The following is a 24,144-nucleotide window of genomic DNA, read 5'->3' as shown; positions in this document are numbered from 1 at the left end:
GGCGCGCCCACCGGCCATGTCGTGCCGGTGCGTGAGGTCCGCCTCGCCGCCGGCGCCGGCTTCATCGTCGCCATCTGCGGTGAGATCATGACCATGCCGGGCCTGCCCAAGGCACCGTCCTCGGAAAAGATCTTCCTCAACGAGGCAGGTCAGATCGAAGGCCTGTTCTGAGATCAGAGCAACGTCCCGGAACAATCGGCCGCCGCGACATCGCGGCGGCCGATTTCGTTTCGCGGATCAGAAGATCGCGTTCACCGGCAGGCCCAGTGCCATCGCCCCGGCATATTGCGCCTGCGGGCCGGCCTGGAGCGGATGGAAGCGCGCGCCCTGCATGTCGCGGAAGCGGCGTTCGAGCCCGCGCTCGCGGTAGAAGGACGAACCGCCGGCCAGTTCCATCGCCAGTTCCACCACTTCGAGGCCATGGCGGGCGACAAGCGACCGGCCGATCATCACGTCGTTGACGCTTTCAGCCGAGGGCGCGTTGCGCTCGACTGCCTCGATCATCGAGCGATGGGCCATCTGGGCGGCGCGCAGGGCCGTGTCCATGCGGCCGGCAAGGCTGAGCGTGCCCTCGCCTCCCGGCTTCTTCCTGGCGATCTCGACGGCGATGTCGCGGGCGCTTTCGGCAACGCCGAGATAGACCGCGTAGATCAGCGGAAAGGCGATGGTGGCGATGATCTGGAACACCGGATGCCATTGCCGTGGCGTGCGCGAGAAACTGACCGCCGCATCTGGGACGAACAGCCCGTCGATGACGACGTCGTTCGAGCCGGTGCCGCGCATGCCCAATGTGCGCCAGTTGTCCATCACGCTAACCTCGGGCGCCCGCATCGGCGCACCGAAATGGATGACCTTTTCGGTGCCGTCCTCGTCGCAGGCGATCGCTCCGGTCATCAGGATGTCGCCGGCGACGGCACCCGAAGTGAACGCCTTGCGCGCAGTGATGCGATAGCCACCCTCGACCTTTTCGGCCTTGCCCGAGCCGCCGATCCAGTCGGACCCGCCACTGGAAAGGAGGATGATCCTCTCGGCGGCGACACGCTTGAGCAGGGGTTCGACGGCCGCCACCTTCTGGTGGCGCCAGCGCCAGGCCGGGATCGCGACCTGATGGGTGTGCATGGCAAAGGCAAGCGCGGTCGAGCCGCAGGAATGGGCGAGGATGCGCAGCATGTCGCAAAGTTCGGAAATCTCGACGCCGCCGCCGCCCAGTTCGAGCGGCACGCCGGCCTGGACCAGCCCGGCTTCCTTCAAAAGCACGTAATTGTCGGCGACGAACCGATCGCTCTCGTCGAACTTGGGAGCGCGTTCCGCAAGGATCGGGGCCAGGTCATGGGCCGCGCCCACGACATCGGTGGCAACCGCAGTGGTCGCACCTGCACTTGCCGTCGCTATGTTATCAAGACTTCTCATCAAGTCGTCTCCTGGTTGACCGGCAGGTCGGGGCCGAAGATCGCTCCAATGGCGGGCCCGGTCCAGTTCAGGAACTGAATCGCCACGCCGTCCCGTCATCCCTATGGGCTAGGTGCGGGACCCCGGATTTTGCGCTATAAGGCAGGGTCCCCCTGCGAATGGTGCGAGATGAGCGATCGCGGCGGTTACGGGCAGTTCTGCCCGGTTTCGATGGCGTCGGAGGTGCTGTGCACCCGCTGGACGGCCCTGGTCGTGCGCGAAATGCTGATGGGATCGAGCCGATTCAACGACTTGCGGCGCGGCGTGCCGAAAATGTCGCCGGCGCTCCTGTCCAAGCGCCTGAAGGAACTCGAGCGTGCCGGCGTGGTGCAGACCGGGCGTGGCGCGGCAGGCACGGTCGAATACCGGCTGACCGATGCCGGCGAGGACCTCCGGCCGATCATCCTCGGCCTCGGCGAATGGGGCCATCGCTGGGTCGAAAGCCAGCTAACCCTCAGGAATCTCGACCCTTCCTTGCTGATGTGGGACATGCGGCGCAACCTCAATCCCAAGCCGCTGCCGCCGCAGCGCTGCACGATTCACTTTCTGTACCCCGAAGTGGCGAAATCCCAGCAGAATTGGTGGCTGGTGGTCGATGGCGGCGCCGTCGACCTGTGCAATTCGGATCCCGGCTTCGACATCGATCTCGAGGTCAAGGGATCGCTGCGCAGCATGACGTCGGTATGGATGGGGCTGAGCGCGCTTGGACAGGAGCTCGATTCAGGCCGCCTGGAGGTCGATGGCGACGACAAGATCGCCCGCGCGATGCAGGCATGGCTTGGCCTGAGCAGCTTCGCCCCGATGGCGCGAAACGTGCCTTAGGGTACTTCCAGGAAAAGTGCGCAGCGGCTTTCCGTCCGGAATCGCAAAAACAAGAACATGGAGCGTTTTTGCGATTCCCAGAAAAGCGAAAACACTCTAGCGCGACCGCGCCCCGGCCTCCGCCCAGGCCTGGTAATCCCGCATCAGCGGCTCCAGTTCCTCCATCGCGGGAAATTCCGCAAAGCTCCTGACGGCGCCGGTTTCGGCGAAGGAAAGCCTGGTCTTGGTGAAGGTTTCCATGAAGGGATGGAACCAGCCGGTGTCGTCGAGCATCGTCGGCCGCACATTGACGAACCAGTCGACGCCGACGACGCGCGTGTACATCCACGTCTTGCAGTGGTCGCAGAACTGGTGATGCAGCTGCTCGCCATGCGCGCCTCCGACTACGGTCTCGCCCTTCGTCACGGCAAAGCCGTCGGCCGGCACCATGACTGTCAGCGAGTAGGCCGAGGACGACATCTTCTGGCAGCCCGGGCAATGGCAGGCGGCGGTGCAGATCGGCGGCTTGGACACCTCGATCTCGACCCGGCCGCAGCGGCAGGTGCCCTTGAGCGGCAGCGGAATGGTTGACATGGCGGACCTCCCCTCTGAAGTTCCGCGATCATGCGAGTCCGGCGCATCGCCGTACAGGGCCAGTTTTCGGCAGCGCGTGACAGCCCGGCCCTCCCCTGAGGGAGCGCCGGGTTCGTTCGATGGGCGTCAGGCCGTAACCAGTTCGCGCGCCTTGAGCAGTTCGACGCAGGCATGGGCCGCTTCGGCGCCCTTGACCTTGAAGTGGTCGAAGAAGAAGCGGTGGTGCTCGGCGCTGTCGTGATAGTTGTGCGGGGTCAGCACCGCCGACAGCACCGGCACGCCGGTCTGGAGCTGCACGTTCATCATGCCGTCGAGCACGGCATGGGCGACGAAGTCATGGCGATAGATGCCGCCATTGACGACGAAGGCCGCGCCGAGGATCGCCGCATAGCGGCCGGTCTCGGCCAGCGTCTTGGCAAACAGCGGGATTTCGTAGGCGCCAGGCACGTCGAATACGTCGACGGCAATGCGGCCGCCGCCCAGTTTTTCGATGTCGGCAACGAAGGCATTGACGCATTCGTCGACGATGTCGGCATGCCAGCGGGCGCGGATCACGGCGACGCGGCGGGTAGCGAAGTCTTTCGGGGATTGCTGATTCATGGGTCCATCCTTCCGTTTCGAACCAGAATCAGGACGCACGAGACGGAATCCCGGCAGCAAGTGCTGACGCTTTCCCGTTCGTTCTCTTCCATCCGGACTATGACCGTCGGCTCCGGAATCACACCGGATCTGCTGACCCTCCCGTTGCCGGGAAGCGCTCGCGGGCTTGGATTCGAAAACCCTTACCGCCGGTGGGGACTTTCACCCCGCCCTGAGAACATTAACGCTTCCGATATGGCGGCGCGGACCGGCGCTGTCAATCGCAGGAATAATCCTTTCCGTTACCTGGCGATCGGCCGCGCCGGGTTGCCGACCACCGTCGCACCCGCCGGCACGCTCTTTGTCACCACCGAGCCGGCGCCGACGATGGCGTCGTCGCCGATCTCGACGCCACCGCGGATGATGGCACCGCCGCCGATCCAGGCGTTGCGACCGATAGTGACCGGCCGCGCGATCTCCAGCCCGGCGCGTCGCTTGACGGGGTCCCGGTGATGCTCGGGGCAATAGACCTGGACATTGGGCCCAAGCATCGTGCCCGCGCCGATGCGTACCGGTGCGGTGTCGAGGATGGTGCAGCCGGCATTGAGAAAGACGCGCTCGCCGAGATGGATGTTGAAGCCATAAGCGCAGTGGAAAGGCGCCTCGACGCGGCAGCCCGCCGCCGCCGAGCCCAGCAGGGCCTTCAGCCTGGGCGCCATGTCGCCGCGCTGTTGCGGCGACATGGTGGCGTGCTCGAAGACGGCCTCGGCCGCCACCGCACGCAGCGTGTCGAGTTCGGGATCGACGCAATTGTACCACGCGCCTGCGGCCATCTTGTCACGTTCGCTTGCTGCCATGGCATGATCCTTTCGCTGGCAAAAGCCAACCACACAACACCGGATGCTGCCAAGGTCGAAGCCGCCGCCTCTGGCCAAAGCGCATGGCTGTGTTAGCCTTCTGCCAAAGTGCACTGTCGGGCCACATCCACGAGGGGACAACGGATGGCGATCTACCTTTTCGCACTGCTCATCGGAATTGTTGCCGGCCTCAGGGCCATGACCGCGCCGGCGGCCGTCGCCTGGGGCGCCTGGCTCGGCTGGCTGCCCCTGGCCGGCACCTGGGCCGGCTTCATGGGTCACTGGATCGCGCTGGCGATCTTCACCGTGCTGGCCCTCGCCGAACTCGTCACCGACCAGTTGCCGTCGACCCCAAGCCGCAAGGTGCCGGTGCAGTTCGCCACCCGCATCGTCATGGGCGCCCTCGCCGGCGCCGTTCTCGGCACGGTGGGAGGTGCGCCGATCGGCGGACTGGCTGCAGGTGTCATCGGCGCCATCCTCGGCACGCTCGGCGGCGCGGCGGTGCGGTCGAGCCTGGCCCAGTCGTTCGGCGGCAAGGACCTGCCGGCGGCGCTGATCGAAGACGTCGTCGCAATCCTCGGCGCACTGCTGGTCGTGGGCATGGTCGCATGAGCGCGGCCAAAAAATTCGACGCCATCATCATCGGCTGCGGCCAGGCCGGGCCGCCGCTGGCGGGACGGCTGACGGCAGCCGGCCAGACGGTGGCGCTGATCGAGCGCAAGCTGGTGGGCGGCACCTGTGTCAACACCGGCTGCAAGCCGACTAAGGCCATGGTGGCCAGCGCCTATGCCGCCCATCTCGCCCGCACCGGCGCCGACTACGGCGTGTCGATCGGCACGGTTTCGGTCGACATGAAGGCGGTGAAGGTACGCAAGGACAAGGTGACGCGCGATTCCCGCGCCAGCCTGGAAGGCTGGATCGCCGGCATGAAGGGCTGCACTCTTTATCGCGGCCACGCCCGCTTCGAGGGACCGCACGAGGTGCGCGTCGGCGGCGAACTGCTGCACGGCGAGCGCATCTTCATCAATGTCGGCGGCCGCGCCAACATCCCCGACATGCCGGGGATCGGCGACATCGAATACCTGACCAACACCTCGATGATGGAGGTGGATTTCCTGCCGCGCCATCTCGTCGTCGTCGGCGGCAGCTATATCGGGTTGGAATTCGCCCAGATGTTCCGCCGCTTCGGCTCCGAAGTGACCGTGGTCGAAAAGGGCCCGCGGCTGATTTCGCGCGAGGACGAGGAGGTCTCCGAGGCGGTCAAGGGCATCCTCGAACACGAAGGCATCAAGCTGAGGTTGAATGCCGAGTGCATCAGCTTTGCCGCGCATCCGGACGGCGTCACCGTCGGTGTCGACTGCACCAGCGGCGACCGGGCGGTGACGGGGTCGCATGTGCTGCTGGCGATCGGGCGGAAGCCCAACACCGACGACCTCGGCCTGGACAAGGCGGGTGTCGCCGCCGACAAGCGCGGCAATGTCGAGGTCGACGACCAGCTCAGGACCAACGTCCCGCACATCTGGGCGATGGGCGACTGCAACGGCAAGGGCGCTTTCACCCACACCGCCTACAACGACTTCGAGATCGTCGCCGCCAATCTTCTGGACAACGACAAGCGCAAGGTCACCGACCGGATCGAGGCCTATGCGCTCTACATCGACCCGCCGCTCGGCCGCGCCGGCATGACCGAGGCTGCGGCGCGCAAGTCGGGCCGCAAGGTGCTGGTCGGCCAACGGCCGATGACGCGCGTCGGCCGCGCCGTCGAAAAGGGCGAGACGCAAGGCTTCATGACGATCCTGGTCGACGCCGACACGCGGCAGATCCTCGGCGCCTCGGTGCTGGGCACCGGCGGCGACGAGGCGATCCATGCCGTGCTCGACCTGATGTACGCCGGGGCGCCGATCGAAACGCTGCAGCGCGCCATGCACATCCACCCGACGGTGTCGGAGCTGTTGCCGACGATCGCGCAGGAACTCAAGCCCCTGGCATAGGATGGACCCATCCCGACGACAGCGGGATAGGTCTTGCTCTTTGGCCTACTCGAAAGCTGCCTTCGCTTTGGCCTCGAGCCATTCCGCCATCTGGCGGTAGGGCACCGGACCGTAGCTGATACGGGCAACGCCAAGCTCGGCAAGTCTTGCCTTTGGCGGCACATGCGCGAGCGCTATGATGTTGACCGGCATCTCGACCTCGCGGCAGAGCTTGCCGATCAGCGTCTCATTGCCGAGGCCGGGCGCGAAGAAGCCGTGCGCGCCGGCCTTTGCGTATGCCCCGGCCCGTTCGATCGCGGCATCGACCAGCGCGTCGCTGTGTTCGTCGGGCTTGGCCTTCAGGAAGATGTCGGTGCGGGCATTGATGAAGGCGGCAATGCCAGAGGCCTTGACGGCGTCGGCCGCCGCAGCGATGCGCTTTACCTGGGCGGCGATGTCGTGCAGGCCACTGCCGCCGACGATCTGGTCTTCGAAGTTGAAGCCGACCACGCCTTCCGCCAGCGCCCGCGTCACAGTCGCGGCGACCGCCTCCGGCTCGACGCCATAGCCGCCCTCGAGATCCATCGTGACCGGCAGCTCGGTGGCGGCGACGATGCGGCGCATGTTGTAGAGCGCCAGGTCCAGCGGGATCTTCTCGCCGTCGGCGAAGCCGAAGGCGGCAGCCACCGGCCAGCTGCCCGTGGCGATCGCCTTGGCGCCAGCCTTGGCGACGATGTTGGCACTGCCCGGATCCCAGATGTTGTAGAGAACCACCGGGTCGCCCTTCACGTGCAGGGCATGGAAGGCCTTGGCCTTGTCGATCTGGCTGGTCATGGAATTCGCCTCTTTGGGTGACTGAAGGCCGAAACCTATCAGCGTGAGGCGTCTTGGCCATAGCGCAGATTGCGGTAAGTGAGTTGCCAGAGACGGGGGTAATCAGCGTTGCGTAGGACGGGAGCATCGCAGCAGCCTTGAGGTAGCAATTTCTGCCGCGGCCCAAGGGCAAGTCGAGAGGCCGCCCCTGCTTTGCAACGCCCGACGACGCGCTCAGTCCTCGTCCGGCTCGGCCGCCGACAGCCGCGCCTCGAGCCTTTCGAGCATGTTGACGGCGATTTCCAGCTCGCGCTCGTCCTCGCCGGCCAGAAGATCGGCGCGCAGGCGCCCAAAGATCCGCTCGATCTCGATCACGCGGGCACGCCCGGCATCGGTGAGCGACAGGATCTTGGCACGGCGGTCGCCGGGATCGCCGACGCGCACGATCAGCCCGTCGGCCTCAAGGATGTCGACGATGCGCACCAGCGACGGTCCTTCGAAGCCGAGATGGTCGGCAATCACGCCCTGGCGGATATTGTCGCCCAGCCGCGACAGCGTCGCCAGCGGCATGGCGGTGGCATGCGACAGCCCGCAATCGTCGAGCGCCCGGTCGGCCGCGCGCCGCCACAGCCGAGCGACCGAGGTGACGTACTTGCCGAAATTGCCGCGCGCCGAAGACCGGTTGGACATCCAAGAAAGATAACATATTATCTATTAGGGTACGATCAGATTCTTGCAGCAACAAAAGCGCGGCGGGCGGGCGAGGACTCGTAAGCGCAAGACCTGCAGGAGCGATCGCAACCGGCATCGCCAATTCGGGCGAAGTCGAAACGTCTGATAATCTTCGCAGGTAACCACAAATGGCAGAACAACGGACAAGCGGAGGCAGCGGCGGCTGGCTCCTGGTTCTCTTCGGCCTGCTCATGGTCGTCATCGGCGCGCCGCTCGTTTATGGCGGCGTCCAGTTGATCGGCCTGGGCGGCTCCTGGTACTACACCCTCGCCGGCCTCGGCGTCATCGCCTCCGGCATCCTCTACATCATGCGCCGCAAGTCCGGCCTCTGGCTCTACGCCATCGTGTTCCTGGCGACGGTCGCCTGGGCGATCTGGGAATCCGGCCTCGAATTCTGGCCGCTCGTGCCGCGCCTCGTGGCGCCTGCCGTCATCGCCATTCCCGCACTGCTGCTCGCTCCGCTGTTTCCGGCCAGCACCGGCAAGCGCACGCCCTTCGCGCTCGCCGGCCTGCTCGCCGTGGCGCTGGCCGCGACGGCGTTCTACGCCTTTACCCCGCACGGCGTGACGCGGAACGCGTTTGCCAAGGCTGAGCCCGCGCCGACAGTGCCGCCGGCAGCCGCCAGCGCCACCGACTGGCGCTACTACGGCCGCACGCCGGCCGGCACGCGCTATGCCCCGATCGACCAGATCAACCGCGACAACGTCAACCAGCTCGAGGTCGCCTGGACCTTCCGCCATGGCGACACCCCGCAGGGCTCGGCACAGGACCAGAGCACGCCACTCTTCGTCGGCGACACGCTCTACACCTGCTCGCCCAACAACATCGTTCACGCGCTGAACCCGGACACGGGCGACGTGAAGTGGAAATACGATCCCAAGGCCAAGTCGCCGCTGTGGCAGCGCTGCCGCGGCGTGAGCTACTATGAGCCGGGCCCGGCTCCGGTCCAGGCGGAAGCCTCCGCTCCCGCCGACCCGCTGGCACCGACGAGCGTCATCGCGGCAGCACCCGCGGTTCCCGCTGCACCGGCATCGAACGCCTGTGCCGCCCGCATCGTCATGACCACCATCGACGCCCGCCTGATCCAGCTCGACGCCAAGACCGGCGAACTGTGCCAGGACTTCGGCAATGGCGGCATCGTCGATCTCAAGCAGGGCATGGGCGAGATCAAGGACGGCTTCTACTTCCAGACGTCGGCCCCCACCGTCATGCGCGACCTGATCATGGTCGGCGGCTGGGTCTGGGACAATGTCGAGACCGGCGAGCCTTCGGGCGCCGTCCGTGCCTTCTCGGCCCGCACCGGCGAGCTGGTCTGGGCCTGGGACCTCGGCAACCCGGCGATCACCAAGCTGCCGCCGGAAGGCGAGAGCTACACGCGCGGCACGCCGAATGTCTGGTCGACGCCGGCCTATGACGAAGCGCTCGGCCTCGTCTACCTGCCGACCGGCAACGCGACGCCCGATTTCTGGGGCGCCCACCGCAGCAAGGCGGCCGAGGAATATTCGGCCGCGGTCGTCGCCCTCGACATGGACACCGGCAAGGAGCGCTGGAAGTTCCAGACCGTGCACCACGACATCTGGGACTATGACGTTCCCGCGCAGCCGGCACTCTACGACGTGCCCGACGGCAAGGGCGGCAAGACCCCTGCCCTGATCCAGCTGACCAAGCGCGGCCAGATCTTCATGCTCGACCGCCGCGACGGCAAGCCGATCGCCGAAGTCGAGGAACGCCCGGTACCGCAGGGCGCGATGGAGGGCGACTGGACCGCTCCGACCCAGCCTTACTCGGTCGGCATGCCTTCGATCGGCACCGAGCCGTTCACCGAGGCACGGATGTGGGGTGCGACGCCCTACGACCAGCTCTACTGCCGCATCGAGTTCAAGAAGCTGCGCTACGACGGCGAGTTCACGCCGCCGAGGACCGACCGCAGCCTGATCTACCCCGGCTATTATGGCGGCATGAACTGGGGCAGTGCCGCGATCGACGAGGCCCGTGGCCTCCTGATCGTCAACGACATCCGCATGCCGCAGTTCGTGCAGCTCATCGCCCGCGAGGAGGCCGACAACTATGGCGGTTCGGCAGCCCATGACGGCCTGTCGCAGCAGAAAGGCACGCCCTACGGCGCGCTGAAGAACGGCTTCATGTCGCCGCTCGGCGTTCCCTGCCACCAGCCGCCCTACGGCACGATCAGCGCCGTCGACCTCGAAACGCGGCAATTGGTCTGGCAGGTCCCGGCCGGCACCCTCGAGGACACCGGCCCCCTCGGCATGAAGACCGGGATGCAGATCCCGATCGGCATGCCGACGCTCGGTGGCCCCGTCGCCACCTCGGGCGGCCTCGTCTTCTACGCCGGCACGCAGGACTACTACCTGCGCGCGATGGACGTCACGACCGGCGAGGAATTGTGGAAGGGCCGGCTGCCCGTGGGCGCCCAGTCGACGCCGATGACCTTCGTCTCCCACGAGACCGGAACGCAGTATGTGGTCATCTCCGCCGGCGGCGCACGCCAGTCGCCCGACCGCGGCGACTACGTGGTCGCCTACAAGCTGCCGAAGCAGAACTGAGTTCTGTGGGCATGGACAACGGAAGGGGCGCCTCGGCGCCCCTTTTTATTTCCGGCCTGCGAAGGCGGTGTTGGCCCGCCGCGCAAGCGGACAATTCGGCCGTCGAGCCGCTCTACAAGTTCCTTCGCCGCGACCTGACCAGCAATCCTGATGTAAGCCGGCTTGCTGTTGCCGAATGGCTGCCATGCGCGCCACGCATTGCTGCAATGCACCAACATCGCTTGCGCCGCAGCCGACATCAGGAAAATGTGGGATTAAATCGTTTCAGCATTTCCCGAGCCGTCCCATGCCCTTGCCAATCATCGCCCTGGCCGTTGCATCCTTTTGCATCGGCACCACCGAGTTCGTGATCATGGGCCTGTTGCCGGAGGTCGCCGCCGACCTCGGCGTATCGATCCCCGCCGCCGGCCTGCTCGTCACCGGCTACGCACTCGGCGTCGTTATCGGCGCGCCGATCATTGCGGTGGGCACGGCGAAACTGCCGCGCAAGCCGGTGCTGATCGGGCTCGCCATGATGTTCGTGCTCGGGAACCTGCTCTGTGCCATCGCCCCCACCTACTGGACGCTGATGATCGCCCGCGTCATCACCGCCTTCGGCCACGGCGCCTTTTTCGGCATTGGCTCGGTGGTGGCGGCGAGCCTGGTTCCCGCCAACAAGCGCGCCAGCGCCATTGCCCTGATGTTTGCCGGCCTGACGCTCGCCAACATCCTCGGCGTGCCCGGCGGCACCGCACTCGGCGAGGCGTTCGGCTGGCGCATGACCTTCTTCGCCGTCGTCGTCATCGGCCTGATCTCGGTCGCCGCCATCGCCTGGCTGGTGCCGGCGGGCGTCGCCCCTCCCGGCAAGGGTGGCGTGGCCAGCGAGGTCAAGGTGCTCGGCAAGCTGCAGGTCTGGCTCGCCATGATCATCTCGGCGCTCGCCTCGGGCAGCCTGTTTGCCGTCTTCACCTACATCAAGCCGATCCTGACCGACGTCACCGGCGTGTCGGTTGCGTCGGTCACCTGGATCCTGCTCCTCTTCGGCGGCGGCATGACCATCGGCAACATCATCGGCGGCAAGCTGGCCGACTGGAAGCTGATGCCGACCGCCATCGGCGCGCTGGTGGTGATGGCTGCGATCCATGTCGCCCTCGCCCAGCTCGGCTATTCGGCACCAGCTGCAATCCTGCTCATCTTCCTCTGGGGCGTGATGACCTTCGTCATCGTACCGCCGATGCAGATGCGCGTCGTCGAAACCGCCTCGGAAGCACCGAACCTCGCCGCGACGCTCAACCAGGGCGCCTTCAACGCCGGCAACGCCGCCGGCGCCTGGGCGGGCGGCGCCGCGATCTCGATGGGCGTCAGCTATGCCGACCTGCCTCTCGTTGGCGCCGCAATCGCGCTCACGGCCTTCGGCGTCGCGCTGTTTTCCTTCGCGCTCGACCGCCGTGACGCAATTCAGCAGGCGGCATGACGCTTTAGCGATTGTCAGCAATCCGCCACTGCTGTAGCCACATCTCCGATGGTTCCTGCTGCCTGACTCGGGCAGCGGATTAAATGGGAACACGGTAAGACGTCTCGACGCGAAACCGTGGCTGCCCCCGCAACTGTGAGCGGATAGCAAATCGGAAAATGCCACTGGCCGGAAGGCCGGGAAGGCTCCGAGGCGCAGAAACCCGCAAGCCAGGAGACCTGCCATCATCCGATTAACTCAACCGGCCGGGGTGTGCCGCGGAGATGATGATGGTTGCGACTGCCTTTTTCCGTACCGGCGCGCTCACCGGATCGTTCTGCCACCTCCGCCTGACTGCGGAGAGAGGACATGCTCGATCGCGTCCACGCCGCTAGCCGCCTCGTAGGCACGACCCCGGCACTGCTCGAGCTCGATGGCGTCAGCTGGGGGCCCCGCGCCTCCAGGCCCATCCTCGAACCGGTGTCTCTTGCGGTCGCCCCCGGCGAAATGCTTGCAATCGTCGGCCCCAACGGTGCCGGTAAGTCGAGCCTTTTGCGCTGCCTCTACCGCTACCACAAGCCGATTTCAGGAACCGTCCGGCTCGACGGCACCGACATCTGGAAGATGAAGCCGCGTGACTGCGCCCGCCGCATCGCCACCGTGCTGCAGGAAAGCGCCTCCGACTTCGGCCTGACGGTCGCCGAGATCGTCGAACTCGGGCTGACCCCGCATGTGACCAGCTTCGGCACCGGCGACGACGACTACGACCACGTCGAGGCAGCCCTTGACCTGCTCGGTCTGACCGCGCTCGCCGCGCGCGACTTCAACTCGCTGTCCGGCGGCGAGAAGCAGCGCGTGATGATCGGACGCGCCTTGGTGCAGCGGCCGGACCTTTTGATCCTCGACGAGCCGACCAACCATCTCGATATCCGCCACCAGCTCGAGGTCCTGGAACTGCTTGGCAATCTCGGCTGCACCGTCATCGTCTCGCTCCACGACCTCGCGCTCGCCTCGGCCCATGCCGACCGGGTGCTGGTGATGGACGCCGGTCGCGCTGTCGCCTGCGGTGCACCGGCCGACATCCTGACGCCCGAGCGCATCCGCCAGAGCTTTTCCGTCGGCGCGACCCTCGACGACCATCCCGTCACCGGTCGCCCGCGCTTTTCATTCCATCTCGAACGCTGACAGAACCCAAGGAGCCCAAATGCGCCTGCCCATCATCGCCGCCGCCCTGCTCGCCACCTGCGCCTCAGCCATGGCCAGTGGCTTCCCCGTCACCGTCAAGAGCTGCAACCGCGACGTGACCTTCGAGGCCGCGCCCAAGCGCGCCGTCTCGCACGACGTCAATCTGACCGAGATGATGCTGGCACTCGGCCTCGGCGACCACATGGCCGGCTATTCCGGCATCTCCGGCTGGAAGACGCTGAGCGAGGAGCTGCGCAAGGGCGTCGGCGAACTGCCCGAACTCGCGCCCAAATACGTCACCAAGGAAGTGCTGCTCGGCGTCGACACCGACCTGTTCTTCGCCGGCTGGAACTACGGCATGAAGGTCGGCGGCGACGTCACCCCGGAGACGCTCGCGCCCTTCAACGTCGCTGTCTACGAGCTGACCGAGAGCTGCATCCACATCATGAAGAAGGACAAGTCCTCGCTTCAGGACATGTATGCCGACCTCAACAATCTCGGCGCCATCTTCGGCGTGCGCGAGAAGGCCGAAGCATTGGTATCGGGCTACGAGAAGGAACTCGCCGACTTCCAGGCATCGCTGCCCAAGCTCGACAAGCCGGTCAGCGTGTTCCTCTACGATTCCGGCGAGCAGAAGCCGTTCACTGCCGGCCGCTACGCCATGCCGACCGCGATCATCGAGGCTGCCGGCGGCAGGAACATCGCCGACGACGTCGAGTCGAGCTGGGTCGAGATCGGCTGGGAGCCGGTCATCGAGCGAAACCCGGAGATGGTGGTGATCGTCAACTACGGCGAGGTGACCGCCGGGCAGAAGATCGAGTTCATGCGCTCCAATCCGGCCTTCAAGGACATCGACGCAGTGAAGAACAACCGCTTCTTCGTGCTCGAATACAACGAGGCGACGCCGGGGCCGCGCAACATCGCCGCCATCAAGCGACTCGCCGCCGCGATGCGGGCCGACTGACCCGTGTCGCACCGCCACCTCGTCGCAGGACCACGGCACGTCCTGATCCACGCCATGCCGGCCCTGATCCCCGGGCTGGCCGTGCTGCTTGTCATAGCCATGATCGTGGCCGTCGGCGTCGGGCCGGTGGCGATCCCGCTGGAGACCGTGTGGGGCGTCATCGCCAACAAGCTGGTTCCGGGAAGCGTCGAGGCGGTGTGGTCGAGCGGCCGCGAAAACATCGTCTGGGACGTCCGCGCCCCGCGCGTCATCCTGGGTGCGGTCGTCGGCGCCTCATTGGCGCTGGTCGGCGCAGCGCTGCAGTCGGTGACGCGCAACCCGCTCGCCGATCCGCATCTGCTCGGCATTTCGTCAGGCGCGGCCTTCGGCGCCATCATGGCGCTGATCCATGTCGGCATGGTGTTCGGCACGGCCACCGTGCCGGTCTTCGCCTTTGCCGGGGCAATGGCGGCAACCGCCCTGGTGCTTGCCATCGCCAATCTGGCACGGGTCCAGTCCGCCGGGCAGCTGATCCTCGCCGGCGTGGCCGTCAGCTTCATCATCTCGGCCGCCGCCAACCTGTCGATCTTCATCGGCGATCCCAGGGCCGCCCATGTCGCCATCTTCTGGATGCTTGGCGGGCTCGGCCTGGCGCAGTGGAGCCACCTGCCCTACCCGCTCATCGCCCTCGTACTCGGCGGCGCGTGGCTGATGACGCAGACCCGCAACCTCAATGCCATGACGCTGGGCGACGAGAGCGCGACGGCCCTCGGCATCCCGGCGCGCGCCTTCCGGCTCAAGGTCTTCGTCGTCTGCGCGCTGCTGACCGGCTGCGCCGTCGCCTATTCCGGCGTCATCGCCTTCGTCGGCCTGATGATCCCGCACATCGTGCGCTTCTTCGTCGGCGGCGACTATCGCCGCGTCCTGCCGCTGTCGGCGCTGGTGGGCGCGATCTTCCTGATCGCCGCCGACATGGCCGCCCGCACGGTGATGCCGCCGCAGGACATGCCGCTCGGCATCGTCACCGGACTGATCGGCGGCGTGGCTTTCGTGGTGCTGATGCGCCGCCGGACAACAAATTGAGCGTCAGTTGGTAATGCAATGCAAGACGACGCAAATCCAGTTGCACCCCCGGTTTTTCCTAGCTATGGATTTGCCATGAACACGACTTCGCTCCAGAACATTTGGTGGCGGGCCAGCTGACAGCGGCCTCTTGAAGCGCGTGCGCGTGAAAATTGTGATGGCCGCAACGGGATTTCCGGGCGGCCATTTGTTTTTTCGAACCAGGCTCCGGAACGCTCCCACGGCAACGGATGGAGACGGGAATGACGTTGGAACTGCTTGATAACGGTGCCGAGCGCTACGTGACCGCTGGTGGGGTGTCCATCACCAGGCAACGCCACGAAACCGCCTATGCCGGAGCGATCGAGACCTATCTCGACGGGCTGAACAGCCGCCGCGGCGCGGTGTTTTCCTCCAACTACGAGTACCCCGGCCGCTACACCCGCTGGGACACCGCGATCATCGACCCGCCGGTGGTCATCTCGGCACGCGGGCGCTCGATGAAGATCGAGGCGCTCAATGCGCGCGGCGAGGTGCTGCTGCCGGTCATCCACGCCGCGCTGGCACCGCTCGAGGAGCTGACCATCGCCGAGGCCGGCAAGCACCTGATCAGGCTCGACATCGCCACCCCCGGCCGGGTTTTCACCGAGGAGGAGCGCTCGCGCGTGCCTTCGGTGTTCACCGTGCTGCGTGCCATCACCGCGCTGTTCAAGTCGGACGAGGACAGCAATCTCGGCCTTTACGGCGCCTTCGGCTACGACCTTGCCTTCCAGTTCGACCCGGTCCAGCACAAGCTCGAGCGCAAGGAAAGCCAGCGCGACCTGGTCCTGTTCCTGCCCGACGAGATCCTGGTCGTCGATCACTATTCGGCCAAGGCCTGGCACGACCGCTACGACTATTCCGGCAAGGGTTTTTCGACCGAAGGCATTGCCCGCGACAGCGTTGCCGAGCCGTTCAGGACCTCCGACCGCATCCCGCCGCGCGGCGACCACGAGCCGGGCGAATATGCCCAGCTGGTGCGCCGGGCGATGGACAGCTTCAAGCGCGGCGACCTGTTCGAGGTCGTTCCCGGCCAGATGTTCTACGAGCGCTGCGAAACCGCCCCTTCGGAGATTTCCCGCCGGCTGAAGACCATCAACCCCTCGCCCTACTCGTTCTTCATCAATCTCGGCGAAGGCGAATACCTGATCGGCGCGTCACCGGAGATGTTCGTGCGCGTCAACGGCCGCCGCGTCGAGACCTGCCCGATCTCGGGCACCATCAAGCGCGGCGAGGACGCTATCTCCGACAGCGAGCAGATCCTCAAGCTGCTCAACTCGAAGAAGGACGAATCCGAGCTCACCATGTGCTCCGACGTCGACCGCAACGACAAGTCACGCGTCTGCGAGCCGGGCTCGGTGCGCGTCATCGGCCGCCGCCAGATCGAGATGTATTCGCGGCTGATCCACACCGTCGACCATATCGAGGGTCGCCTGCACGAGGGCATGGACGCCTTCGACGCCTTCCTCTCCCACGCCTGGGCGGTGACGGTGACGGGTGCGCCGAAGCTCTGGGCGATGCGTTTCATCGAGCAGAACGAGAAGAGCCCGCGCGCCTGGTATGGCGGGGCGATCGGCATGGTGCATTTCAACGGCGACCTGAACACCGGCCTGACGCTGCGCACCATCCGCATCAAGGACGGCATCGCCGAGGTGCGCGCAGGCGCCACATTGCTCTACGATTCCATTCCCGAGGAAGAAGAAGCCGAAACCGAACTGAAGGCCTCAGCCATGCTTTCCGCCATCCGCGACGCCAAGACCGGCAACTCCGCAGGCACCGAGCGCACCACCGCGCGTGTCGGCGAAGGGGTCAAGATCCTGCTCGTCGACCACGAGGACTCCTTCGTCCACACCTTGGCCAATTACTTCCGCCAGACCGGCGCCGACGTGTCCACCGTGCGCTCGCCGGTGCCCGAGGAGATCTTCGACCGCATCAAGCCCGACCTCGTCGTGCTCTCTCCCGGCCCCGGCATGCCCAAGGATTTCGACACGGCGGCGACGATCAGGAAATCGCGCGACCGCGACCTGCCGATCTTCGGTGTGTGCCTGGGCCTGCAGGCGCTGGCCGAGGCCTATGGCGGCGAGTTGCGCCAGCTGGCGGTGCCGATGCACGGCAAGCCGTCGCGTATCCGCGTTTCCAAGCCCGGCATCGTCTTTTCCGGCCTGCCCAAGGAAGTGACCGTCGGCCGCTACCACTCGATCTTTGCCGATCCTGTTCGCCTGCCCGACGACTTCGTCGTCACGGCAGAAACCGAGGACGGCGTCATCATGGCGTTCGAGCACAAGAAGGAGCCGATCGCCGCCGTTCAGTTCCACCCCGAATCGATCATGACGCTCGGCCACGACGCCGGCATGCGGATGATCGAGAACGTCGTCGCGCACATGCCGCGCAAGGCCAAGGACAAGGCGGCCTGACCGGCCGCCCTAACCACAGCAGAGATCATGACTGAAACCGAAACGCACGGCTTGTCGGCAACACGCAGCGGACAGGCGTCGTCCAAGCAGCGTGTCGCCAAGCTTGCCTTCTGGTCGATCATCATCGGCGCCGGGGTGATGGGCCTGAAATTTGTCGCCTGGTGGCTGACGGGCTCGGTCGCGCTCTATTCGGACGCGCTCGAATCGATCGTCAACGTCGTTGCCGCGATGGCCGCCTTCTGGGCCATCAAGATCAGCCACAAGCCGGCCGACATGGGCCACCAGCATGGCCACCACAAGGCCGAGTATTTCTCGGCCGTGCTCGAGGGCGTTCTGATCGTCGTCGCCGCCTTGCTGATCCTGTTCGAGGTCTGGCGCAGCTGGGGCGTGCCGATGGACGCCGAGCGGCCATGGCTGGGTCTCGGCATCAACGGCATAGCCGCCGTGATCAACGCCATCTGGGCGGGCGCGCTGATCCGCGTCGGCCGTGCCGAGCGCTCGCCCGCCATGGTCGCCGACGGTCATCACATCATGACCGACGTGGTGACCTCCGCCGGCGTGCTGATCGGCCTCGTCGCCGCCGTCGTCACCGGCTGGAAGATCCTCGATCCGGCACTTGCCGTGATCGTCGCGCTGAACATCCTGTGGCAGGGCTGGCATGTCATCAGCTCGTCCATGGACGGGCTGATGGACCGCGCCGTCGAACTCGACGAGCACATGCGCATCCGCGACATCATCTCGGCCAACTCCAAGGGCGCTATCGAGGTCCACGACCTCAAGACCCGCATCGCCGGCCGCGCCACCTTCATCGAGTTCCACCTGGTCGTCGACGCCGACATGACGGTGGGCGAAAGCCACGTCATCTGCGACCGCATCGAGGACGCGCTGCGCGACGACATCCCCTCGGTGCGCGTCATCATCCATGTCGAGCCCGACGACGAGGCCAAGCTGCCCAAGGGCACGGTCGCCGTTCCTTTCGCCTGAACGCCAGGCGTCCCGAGCCCGCAGGTTCCTAGATCTTCACCAGCATTGCGGTGAGATACATGAAGCCGGCGCCGACAGCGAGCCCGGCCATGACTGCCGGACCGAAAAGCCCGCTGCCTTCCGCGCCTTCGCGGCGGCGGATCAGCGCTGTCACCTCGACGATCACCTGGAGGATCGCACCGGCACCGATGGCAAGCGCCAGTGCCGACCATTGCGGCGCGAACGCCAGGCTGCCGATCCAAAGGCCCAGCACCGCCGGTCCGCCGGCAAGCAGGGTCAGGCCGGTGAAGGTCCACAGGGCGATGCGCTCGCGCAGGATGGGTGCCGCGATGCCGATGCCTTCGGTGACATTGTGGATGGTGAATCCAAGCACCAGGAACGTGCCGAGGCCGGCGGCGCCTGCCGCGAACGCGGCGCCGATCGCGAGCCCCTCGCCGAAATTGTGCAGGCCGATGCCGATGGCGATGTAGGTGGCGAGCGCCAGGCCCTGCGGCGTGCCGTTGCGGCGGCCGATGCCCATCAGGATCAGGAAGCTGGCGGCGGCGGCCAGCACCACCATGGCGTTGCCCTGGAATATCGCGGCGGATTCGGCGGCAAGCTCGAAGGCATCGCCGATGGCATCGACCATCAGGAAGGCCAGCAGGCCGACGGTCAGCGCCAGGAGGAAGCTCATGCCGTTGCGGCCGACCCCGCGCAGCGCCGGATAGAACATCAGCCCGACCGCCACCGGCACGATGCCGACGAAGATGCCGAGAGTCGCCTGCGACAAAAGGCTGGTGCTGTCGGCGACCGGTGTCGCGACCGCCACGGGAATTTCATGGGCGAATGTGGCGCCGGTGCCGGTCACCAGATTGACCGCGTGCGCCTCGCCGAGCACCCACGGGAACGGCACCGCGATCCAGGCAGACGAACCGCGCTCCAGCGGCCCCGGCGGATCCTGGGTGAACTGCCAGTAGGCAGCGTCGACCTGGACCTGGGCAATCGTCATCGGCTCCGAGCCGCCGGCTCGGACCAGGACGCGAATGCCGTCGCTGCCGAGGATGACGCGTTCGAAGGCGATGTCTTCGACAGGCGGCGTGCCGTTGTTGAAGCGCGCCAGGGGATTGGTGGAAACCAGCACGGCAATGGCTGCGGCGAAGGCAAGCAGCGGCAGGATGATCCACCACAGCGCACGGCGCGCAGTTGGCGTTCCGGGCAGTTCGGCTTCCGTCTCGGAGATCGGCGCGTCCCTCATGCCACGTCCTCCACGACGTCGAACATGCCGACCCAGCCCAGTTCGGTGAACTCCGACTGATGCGGGTGGAACATGTAGAGGCCGGCCTCATGCTCGGCAAAACTGAATTCGAGGATGCCGCGCTGGGCCTGGCACTGGGTGATCAGGTCGACGGTCTTCAATGTCGGGGTCAGCGTCGTGCCCTGGTCGAAATAGTCGAAGAAATTGGCATGCAGGTGAAACGAGTTGATCGGGTCGAACTCGACGACATTGATCAGGTAGATCCGCACCGGCCTCGTCTTGGCGATCCTGATCGGGGAGTTCATGTAGGTATGCGCCACCGTGTTGACGGCGTAGAACTCGTTCTCGCCATCGAAATTGGTGTCGAAGGCGTTCATCACCATGACGAACTCCTGCCACTGCGCATTCTCCGGCGTGCCGTAGAGCCGCGAACGGGCGACATCGGCCTGGTCGGGGTGGCGGGCGGGATCGGGATCGATGACGAAGGCGCCGTACATGCCCTTGTGGATGTGCCGTTTCAGCGGCAGTGCGTGGCAATGGTAGAGGTGGCAACCGAACGGCTTGGCATCGAATTCGTAGACGAATTCCTCGCCGGGATTGACCAGGCCGGCCCCTGGCACGCCATCCATCCGCGCGGCATGAATGCCATGGAAATGCATCGAGTGCGGATGCGAGCCGTAGTTCTTGAAGACGATGCGCAGGCGCTCGCCTTCGGTGGCGCGCAAGGCCGGGCCGGGAACGCGGCCATTGTAGGTCCAGGCCGGGAACATCACCCCCGGCGCAATCTCGATGTCCTTGTCTTCGGCGACGACCTCGAAGGTCCTGAGCGTACCTCCATCCGGCAGCACCGACGTCGTGCCGACATCCCAGTCGGTGAGCATCTTGGCCGGGTCGAAGCCGTTGCGGGCGCTGTCGACCTCGCCAACGGTGAGCATCGCGCCATGCGCACCGCCATGTCCTGAAGACGACGCCGCTTGATAGGCATCGCCGGCGCCGGGCGCTGCCGCAGCATCGTGCCCGCCATGCGCCGCCTGCCCCACCGCCGCGCTGACGCCCACCGCCGTGGCGCCAGCCGTGCAGATACCGCCCGCCAGCACCAGCCTTCGGCTGAGCCGTTCTCCCAATAGTGTCGGCACGTCAGCCATCCCGTGTCATTTTGCAAATGCGAATGATTTGCATCATGCTCTCGCAATTGTCCATGCACAAGTTGAATCTGACCGGCGCGCGAGCGATGCAGCCGCCGGTTTCGACGTGACGATCCGGAGAGATGACGGGGATACTGCGATCGCCCGCACAGCGGACCAACGATTGGACGCAGGCGAGATCGGGGAATTTATTGCAGTTCAGTGCAATCGATACCTGCCCCGACGGCGCCAGCAACGGCATTGAATCAGGATCGCAGCCTGGCAACGCAAGCCATTGTCGAAGCTGCACTATTCGATCGTGGGCGCGACGGGAAGTGGCGATCAAGCCACGTCGCGACAGCACCGTTGCGGCTGCCCAGTCCGGATGCTCGCATGCGCTATAACAAACCGGGCGGCGCATCACGTGATGCGCCGCCCGTAAGCCAGCCGTGTTTCTCAGTCGATCTGGATGTTTGCGTCCTTGACCACCGGTCCCCACTTTGCGAGCTCGGCCTTGACGTGGGCTGCCAGTTCATCCGGCGTCGAGCCGACGATCTTGGCGCTGAAACCGTTCATCTTTTCGATGACCTCCGGATCGGTCATTGCCTTGTTGGCCGACGCGTTGAGGCGATCGACGACCTCCTTCGGCGTGCCGGCCGGCGCAAACAGTGCATTCCAGGTGTAGGTCTCGTAGCCCGGCACGCCTGACTCGGCGATGGTCGGCACGTCGGGGAAGGACGGCGCGCGCTCGGCCGTCGTCACGCCGAGGGCGCGCAGCGTGCCGCCCTTGATGTGCGAGGACGACGACGGCAGATTGTCGAACATGATCGGCACCTGGTTACCGACGACATCGTTCAGCGCCGGCCCCGCGCCCTTGTAGGGAATGTGCTGGATGCTGACGCCGGCCATGGCCTTGAACAGTTCGCCCGACAGATGCAGCGGCGTGCCATTGCCCGACGAGGCATAGGCGTATTTGTCGGGTTCGGCCTTCAAGAGCGCAATCAGTTCCTGCACGTTCTTGACCGGCAGCTGCGGATTGACGACCAGGACGTTCGGCACGACGACCAGCAGCGATACCGGGGTGAAGTCCTTCTCCGGGTCATACGGCTTGGTCTTGAGGATAAGCGGGTTGAGCGCGTGCGTCGCAACCGTGCCCATCAGGATGGTGTAGCCATCGGGTTCGGCGCGGGCGACGCGGTCGGCGCCGATGTTGCCGCCGGCACCGGCGACGTTTTCGACGACCACCTGCTGGCCGAGATCATCCGACATCTTTTGCGCGATGATGCGCCCGACGACGTCGGTCGACCCGCCAGCGGCGAAAGGAATGACAAGGGTGACCGTGCGGTCGGGGAACTGCTGGGCGCCGGCGCCCGGGGCCATGGCAAGCAACGAGGCGGCGGAAAGCCCGAGGGCCAGCGCCGCGCGACGCGTGAAATTGGAAGTCATCAGTGCGCATCTCCCATCTGTGCAGCAGCACCTCCTGCCGCCGCATGGACCGTGGAGCGTATGAACTTTGCATACGCTGTCAATGCGACGTTGGGGGCAGATCCGGCATTGCCGACGATTGGCCGGCACTGGACCTGACATTCGTTGTCGAATGGGTCTAAGAGGGCGGCATGAAGCCAGACCCGCAGCCTGCCGCCCCGCTCTCCCAAACGAAGCCCTGGCTGCAATGGCTGCTGCTGCTGGCCTGCTCGGTCCTTGTTGCCGGCCTGCTCGAGCTGGCGCATCTGCCTGCCGCCCTGCTGGTCGGGCCGATGCTGGTCGCCATTTTCCTCGGCAGCAACGGCGCCACCGTCCGCGTGCCCAAGCCGCTTTTCGTCTCGGCGCAAGCGCTGATCGGCTGCCTCGTCGCCAGCTCGATCTCGACCGGAATCTTCATCACATTCGCCGCCGAATGGCCGCTGTTCCTGGGCGCGGCAATCGCCACGGTTGCCGCCAGCAGCTTCCTTGGCTGGTTCATCTCGCGGCTCAAGGTGCTGCCCGGCACCACTGCGGTCTGGGGTTCGGCACCGGGGGCCGCGACCGCCATGGTGCTGATGGCGGATGCCTTCGGCGCCGACGCGCGGCTCGTCGCCTTCATGCAATATCTGCGCGTCATCATGGTCTCGATCGCCGCTGCGGTCGTCGCCCGGCTCTGGGTCGACACCTCGGGCGTCCAGGCACCGGCGATCGAATGGTTTCCGGTCATCGTCTGGCCGGCCTTCGCGACGATGGTCGGCGTCGCCATCGTCGGCGGCGTGCTCGGCTATCTCCTGCGCATCCCCTCGCCCTACTTCGTCGGCGCGATGGTCATCGGCGCCATCGTCCATCTCGGTCTTGGCATCGACCTGCAGCTGCCGGAATGGCTGCTGGCCATCGGCTACACCCTGATCGGCTGGTCGATCGGGCTGAACTTCACCCGGCCCATCCTGCGCCACGCCGCGCGCGCCCTGCCCCAGGTGATTGGCTCGATCGCAGCGCTGATGGCGTTTTGCGGTGTCCTCGCCTTCGCGCTGCACACGATCCTCGGCGTCGATCCGCTGACCGCCTATCTGGCGACGAGCCCCGGCGGCATGGATTCCATCGCCATCATCGCCGCGGCCTCCGACAACGTCGACCTGTCATTCGTGCTGACGCTGCAGATGCTGCGCTTCCTGCTCGTTCTGCTGTTCGGCCCGGCACTGGCAAGGCTGGTGGCGAAGGCGATCAGGGACTGAGGCGGCACGCGACCGCTCGCAAGACGACAAAACCGATCGCCACTGTAGGATCGAACGGCCTTCTCTCGTCCTTTGGTCACGAACAACCAGACCAAGGGAAGGGAGAATGGCCATGGCACCCAATGGATCGGCAAGGGTAGAACTGGAAAACATCAACCATCCGGGCCAGGCCAGACCGGCCGATGCCGCCATGTATCGTGCGATGAAACTGGCGATCCTCAAGGTGCTGCCCTCGAAGTCGCCGGGGCTTACGGTGGCGCAGATGCAGGAGGGCGTGCGCGGCCACCTGCCCGAGGACCTCTATCCCGGCGGCGCCAAGGCAGGCTGGTGGACAAAGGCGGTGCAACTCGACCTCGAGGCGAAAGGCATCATCGCCCGCGAACGGGTGAGCCCGCTGCGCCTGCACAAGGCCTGACGCACGGCGGGAGTTGGGCGGCTGCATCCTCCCTGTCGCGGGCGCCGCCCTTGCGCGCCCGCTGCGCCTCCTGTAAGAGAGCGGCCATGACTTCGCGCAAGATCATCGAAATCTCCCGTCCGGCCGCTTTTGCGGGCGCGACGCTGCGCGCGCTTTCCTCGGCTCTTCTGCTTCTCGGCCTTATCGGCGATCGCCGGGCTCGCTAAGGGAGCGTCCGGCGGTCGAATTGCCGCCGAGGCATCTGCTCCTTTGCT

22 protein-coding genes and 2 riboswitches are annotated in these 24,144 nt (G+C 65.9%); of the genes, 13 read left to right on the top strand and 9 right to left on the bottom strand.

Going from position 1 to position 24,144, the window contains the following annotated elements; genetic code table 11:
- A partial coding sequence (locus tag ASC75_RS25380) for a formate--tetrahydrofolate ligase (RefSeq protein ID WP_156381173.1) occupies positions 1–171 on the top strand: 171 nt, incomplete at its 5' end.
- A 66-nt stretch (positions 172–237) separates the two neighbouring features.
- Here the strand turns inward: ASC75_RS25380 and ASC75_RS09390 are convergent.
- Positions 238–1,413, bottom strand: coding sequence for an acyl-CoA dehydrogenase family protein (locus ASC75_RS09390; RefSeq protein WP_348271285.1), 1,176 nt, complete (start codon positions 1,411–1,413; stop codon positions 238–240).
- Between the two features lie 165 nt (positions 1,414–1,578).
- Here ASC75_RS09390 and ASC75_RS09385 point away from each other — a divergent pair, with 165 nt between their 5' ends.
- Entirely contained in the window at positions 1,579–2,271 is a 693-nt protein-coding gene (locus tag ASC75_RS09385) for a helix-turn-helix domain-containing protein (RefSeq protein ID WP_055973605.1), read from the top strand.
- Between the two features lie 96 nt (positions 2,272–2,367).
- Here ASC75_RS09385 and ASC75_RS09380 read toward each other — a convergent pair whose 3' ends face one another.
- The 3 genes from ASC75_RS09380 to ASC75_RS09370 all read right to left on the bottom strand — a co-directional run bounded on the left by ASC75_RS09380 (position 2,368) and on the right by ASC75_RS09370 (position 4,280).
- Entirely contained in the window at positions 2,368–2,844 is a 477-nt protein-coding gene (locus tag ASC75_RS09380) for a GFA family protein (RefSeq protein WP_055973602.1), read from the bottom strand.
- A gap of 126 nt (positions 2,845–2,970) precedes the next feature.
- Positions 2,971–3,444, bottom strand: a complete 474-nt coding sequence (locus ASC75_RS09375) for a 6,7-dimethyl-8-ribityllumazine synthase (RefSeq protein WP_055973599.1) — start codon at positions 3,442–3,444, stop codon at positions 2,971–2,973.
- A gap of 76 nt (positions 3,445–3,520) precedes the next feature.
- Positions 3,521–3,667: riboswitch (FMN riboswitch) on the bottom strand.
- Positions 3,668–3,725: 58 nt separating this feature from the next.
- A complete protein-coding gene (locus ASC75_RS09370; RefSeq protein ID WP_055973597.1) occupies positions 3,726–4,280 on the bottom strand; it encodes a sugar O-acetyltransferase in 555 nt (184 codons plus the stop codon).
- A 144-nt stretch (positions 4,281–4,424) separates the two neighbouring features.
- Between ASC75_RS09370 and ASC75_RS09365 the strand changes: the two genes are divergently transcribed.
- Both ASC75_RS09365 and ASC75_RS09360 read left to right on the top strand, forming a co-directional pair.
- Positions 4,425–4,892, top strand: a complete 468-nt coding sequence (locus ASC75_RS09365) for a DUF4126 family protein (RefSeq protein WP_055973594.1) — start codon at positions 4,425–4,427, stop codon at positions 4,890–4,892.
- Positions 4,889–6,271 (top strand): FAD-containing oxidoreductase, encoded by a 1,383-nt coding sequence (locus ASC75_RS09360; protein ID WP_055973591.1) that lies wholly within the window; start codon positions 4,889–4,891, stop codon positions 6,269–6,271. Before ASC75_RS09365 ends, ASC75_RS09360 begins: the two co-directional genes overlap by 4 nt.
- A gap of 45 nt (positions 6,272–6,316) precedes the next feature.
- On the opposite strand, the gene ASC75_RS09355 is transcribed toward ASC75_RS09360, so the two are convergent.
- Both ASC75_RS09355 and ASC75_RS09350 read right to left on the bottom strand, forming a co-directional pair.
- Positions 6,317–7,084 (bottom strand): isocitrate lyase/phosphoenolpyruvate mutase family protein, encoded by a 768-nt coding sequence (locus ASC75_RS09355; RefSeq protein WP_055973588.1) that lies wholly within the window; start codon positions 7,082–7,084, stop codon positions 6,317–6,319.
- Positions 7,085–7,297: 213 nt separating this feature from the next.
- Positions 7,298–7,753 carry a MarR family transcriptional regulator gene (locus ASC75_RS09350; RefSeq protein ID WP_055973585.1) on the bottom strand — a complete coding sequence of 152 codons (456 nt, stop codon included), beginning with the start codon at positions 7,751–7,753 and terminating at the stop codon, positions 7,298–7,300.
- A gap of 170 nt (positions 7,754–7,923) precedes the next feature.
- Here ASC75_RS09350 and ASC75_RS09345 point away from each other — a divergent pair, with 170 nt between their 5' ends.
- The 7 genes from ASC75_RS09345 to ASC75_RS09315 all read left to right on the top strand — a co-directional run bounded on the left by ASC75_RS09345 (position 7,924) and on the right by ASC75_RS09315 (position 18,418).
- Positions 7,924–10,359 (top strand): membrane-bound PQQ-dependent dehydrogenase, glucose/quinate/shikimate family, encoded by a 2,436-nt coding sequence (locus ASC75_RS09345; protein ID WP_055973582.1) that lies wholly within the window; start codon positions 7,924–7,926, stop codon positions 10,357–10,359.
- A gap of 286 nt (positions 10,360–10,645) precedes the next feature.
- Positions 10,646–11,812, top strand: a complete 1,167-nt coding sequence (locus ASC75_RS09340; protein ID WP_055973579.1) for an MFS transporter — start codon at positions 10,646–10,648, stop codon at positions 11,810–11,812.
- Between the two features lie 32 nt (positions 11,813–11,844).
- Positions 11,845–12,053: riboswitch (cobalamin riboswitch) on the top strand.
- 107 nt (positions 12,054–12,160) lie between these two features.
- Positions 12,161–12,976 carry an ABC transporter ATP-binding protein gene (locus ASC75_RS09335; protein ID WP_055973575.1) on the top strand — a complete coding sequence of 272 codons (816 nt, stop codon included), beginning with the start codon at positions 12,161–12,163 and terminating at the stop codon, positions 12,974–12,976.
- 19 nt (positions 12,977–12,995) lie between these two features.
- Positions 12,996–13,940 carry an ABC transporter substrate-binding protein gene (locus ASC75_RS09330; RefSeq protein WP_055973572.1) on the top strand — a complete coding sequence of 315 codons (945 nt, stop codon included), beginning with the start codon at positions 12,996–12,998 and terminating at the stop codon, positions 13,938–13,940.
- Positions 13,941–13,994: 54 nt separating this feature from the next.
- Positions 13,995–15,002, top strand: a complete 1,008-nt coding sequence (locus ASC75_RS09325; protein WP_055973624.1) for an iron ABC transporter permease — start codon at positions 13,995–13,997, stop codon at positions 15,000–15,002.
- Positions 15,003–15,244: 242 nt separating this feature from the next.
- Positions 15,245–17,434, top strand: coding sequence for an anthranilate synthase (locus tag ASC75_RS09320; protein WP_055973570.1), 2,190 nt, complete (start codon positions 15,245–15,247; stop codon positions 17,432–17,434).
- A gap of 27 nt (positions 17,435–17,461) precedes the next feature.
- Positions 17,462–18,418, top strand: a complete 957-nt coding sequence (locus ASC75_RS09315) for a cation diffusion facilitator family transporter (protein WP_055973566.1) — start codon at positions 17,462–17,464, stop codon at positions 18,416–18,418.
- A 28-nt stretch (positions 18,419–18,446) separates the two neighbouring features.
- On the opposite strand, the gene ASC75_RS09310 is transcribed toward ASC75_RS09315, so the two are convergent.
- The 3 genes from ASC75_RS09310 to ASC75_RS09300 form a co-directional block, all read right to left on the bottom strand.
- The gene (locus tag ASC75_RS09310; RefSeq protein ID WP_055973563.1) at positions 18,447–19,652 is read right to left on the bottom strand and encodes a metal transporter; all 1,206 of its coding nucleotides are present in this window, start codon (positions 19,650–19,652) and stop codon (positions 18,447–18,449) included.
- Positions 19,649–20,797 carry a multicopper oxidase domain-containing protein gene (locus tag ASC75_RS09305; RefSeq protein WP_055973560.1) on the bottom strand — a complete coding sequence of 383 codons (1,149 nt, stop codon included), beginning with the start codon at positions 20,795–20,797 and terminating at the stop codon, positions 19,649–19,651. Before ASC75_RS09305 ends, ASC75_RS09310 begins: the two co-directional genes overlap by 4 nt.
- A 435-nt stretch (positions 20,798–21,232) precedes the next feature.
- Entirely contained in the window at positions 21,233–22,225 is a 993-nt protein-coding gene (locus ASC75_RS09300) for a tripartite tricarboxylate transporter substrate binding protein (protein WP_156381174.1), read from the bottom strand.
- Between the two features lie 167 nt (positions 22,226–22,392).
- On the opposite strand from ASC75_RS09300, the gene ASC75_RS09295 reads away from it, so the two are divergent.
- Together ASC75_RS09295 and ASC75_RS09290 are read left to right on the top strand one after the other, a co-directional pair.
- Positions 22,393–23,475, top strand: coding sequence for an AbrB family transcriptional regulator (locus tag ASC75_RS09295; RefSeq protein WP_055973550.1), 1,083 nt, complete (start codon positions 22,393–22,395; stop codon positions 23,473–23,475).
- Between the two features lie 112 nt (positions 23,476–23,587).
- The gene (locus ASC75_RS09290) at positions 23,588–23,890 is read left to right on the top strand and encodes a hypothetical protein (protein ID WP_244487799.1); all 303 of its coding nucleotides are present in this window, start codon (positions 23,588–23,590) and stop codon (positions 23,888–23,890) included.
- Positions 23,891–24,144 lie beyond the last annotated feature (254 nt).

The sequence above is a fragment of the Aminobacter sp. DSM 101952 genome, assembly GCF_001424795.1.
Lineage (GTDB): Bacteria > Pseudomonadota > Alphaproteobacteria > Rhizobiales > Rhizobiaceae > Aminobacter > Aminobacter aganoensis.
This window is presented reverse-complemented; position numbering and strand designations above follow the sequence as displayed.

Coding starts and splice junctions, on each gene's coding strand:
- ASC75_RS09385 (WP_055973605.1), top strand. CDS start 1,579: ATGAGCGATCGCGGCGGTTACGGGCAGTTCTGCCCGGTTTCGATGGCG.
- ASC75_RS09380 (WP_055973602.1), bottom strand. CDS start 2,844: ATGTCAACCATTCCGCTGCCGCTCAAGGGCACCTGCCGCTGCGGCCGG.
- ASC75_RS09375 (WP_055973599.1), bottom strand. CDS start 3,444: ATGAATCAGCAATCCCCGAAAGACTTCGCTACCCGCCGCGTCGCCGTG.
- ASC75_RS09370 (WP_055973597.1), bottom strand. CDS start 4,280: ATGGCAGCAAGCGAACGTGACAAGATGGCCGCAGGCGCGTGGTACAAT.
- ASC75_RS09365 (WP_055973594.1), top strand. CDS start 4,425: ATGGCGATCTACCTTTTCGCACTGCTCATCGGAATTGTTGCCGGCCTC.
- ASC75_RS09360 (WP_055973591.1), top strand. CDS start 4,889: ATGAGCGCGGCCAAAAAATTCGACGCCATCATCATCGGCTGCGGCCAG.
- ASC75_RS09355 (WP_055973588.1), bottom strand. CDS start 7,084: ATGACCAGCCAGATCGACAAGGCCAAGGCCTTCCATGCCCTGCACGTG.
- ASC75_RS09350 (WP_055973585.1), bottom strand. CDS start 7,753: ATGTCCAACCGGTCTTCGGCGCGCGGCAATTTCGGCAAGTACGTCACC.
- ASC75_RS09345 (WP_055973582.1), top strand. CDS start 7,924: ATGGCAGAACAACGGACAAGCGGAGGCAGCGGCGGCTGGCTCCTGGTT.
- ASC75_RS09340 (WP_055973579.1), top strand. CDS start 10,646: ATGCCCTTGCCAATCATCGCCCTGGCCGTTGCATCCTTTTGCATCGGC.
- ASC75_RS09335 (WP_055973575.1), top strand. CDS start 12,161: ATGCTCGATCGCGTCCACGCCGCTAGCCGCCTCGTAGGCACGACCCCG.
- ASC75_RS09330 (WP_055973572.1), top strand. CDS start 12,996: ATGCGCCTGCCCATCATCGCCGCCGCCCTGCTCGCCACCTGCGCCTCA.
- ASC75_RS09325 (WP_055973624.1), top strand. CDS start 13,995: ATGCCGGCCCTGATCCCCGGGCTGGCCGTGCTGCTTGTCATAGCCATG.
- ASC75_RS09320 (WP_055973570.1), top strand. CDS start 15,245: ATGACGTTGGAACTGCTTGATAACGGTGCCGAGCGCTACGTGACCGCT.
- ASC75_RS09315 (WP_055973566.1), top strand. CDS start 17,462: ATGACTGAAACCGAAACGCACGGCTTGTCGGCAACACGCAGCGGACAG.
- ASC75_RS09310 (WP_055973563.1), bottom strand. CDS start 19,652: ATGAGGGACGCGCCGATCTCCGAGACGGAAGCCGAACTGCCCGGAACG.
- ASC75_RS09305 (WP_055973560.1), bottom strand. CDS start 20,797: ATGGCTGACGTGCCGACACTATTGGGAGAACGGCTCAGCCGAAGGCTG.
- ASC75_RS09295 (WP_055973550.1), top strand. CDS start 22,393: ATGAAGCCAGACCCGCAGCCTGCCGCCCCGCTCTCCCAAACGAAGCCC.
- ASC75_RS09290 (WP_244487799.1), top strand. CDS start 23,588: ATGGCACCCAATGGATCGGCAAGGGTAGAACTGGAAAACATCAACCAT.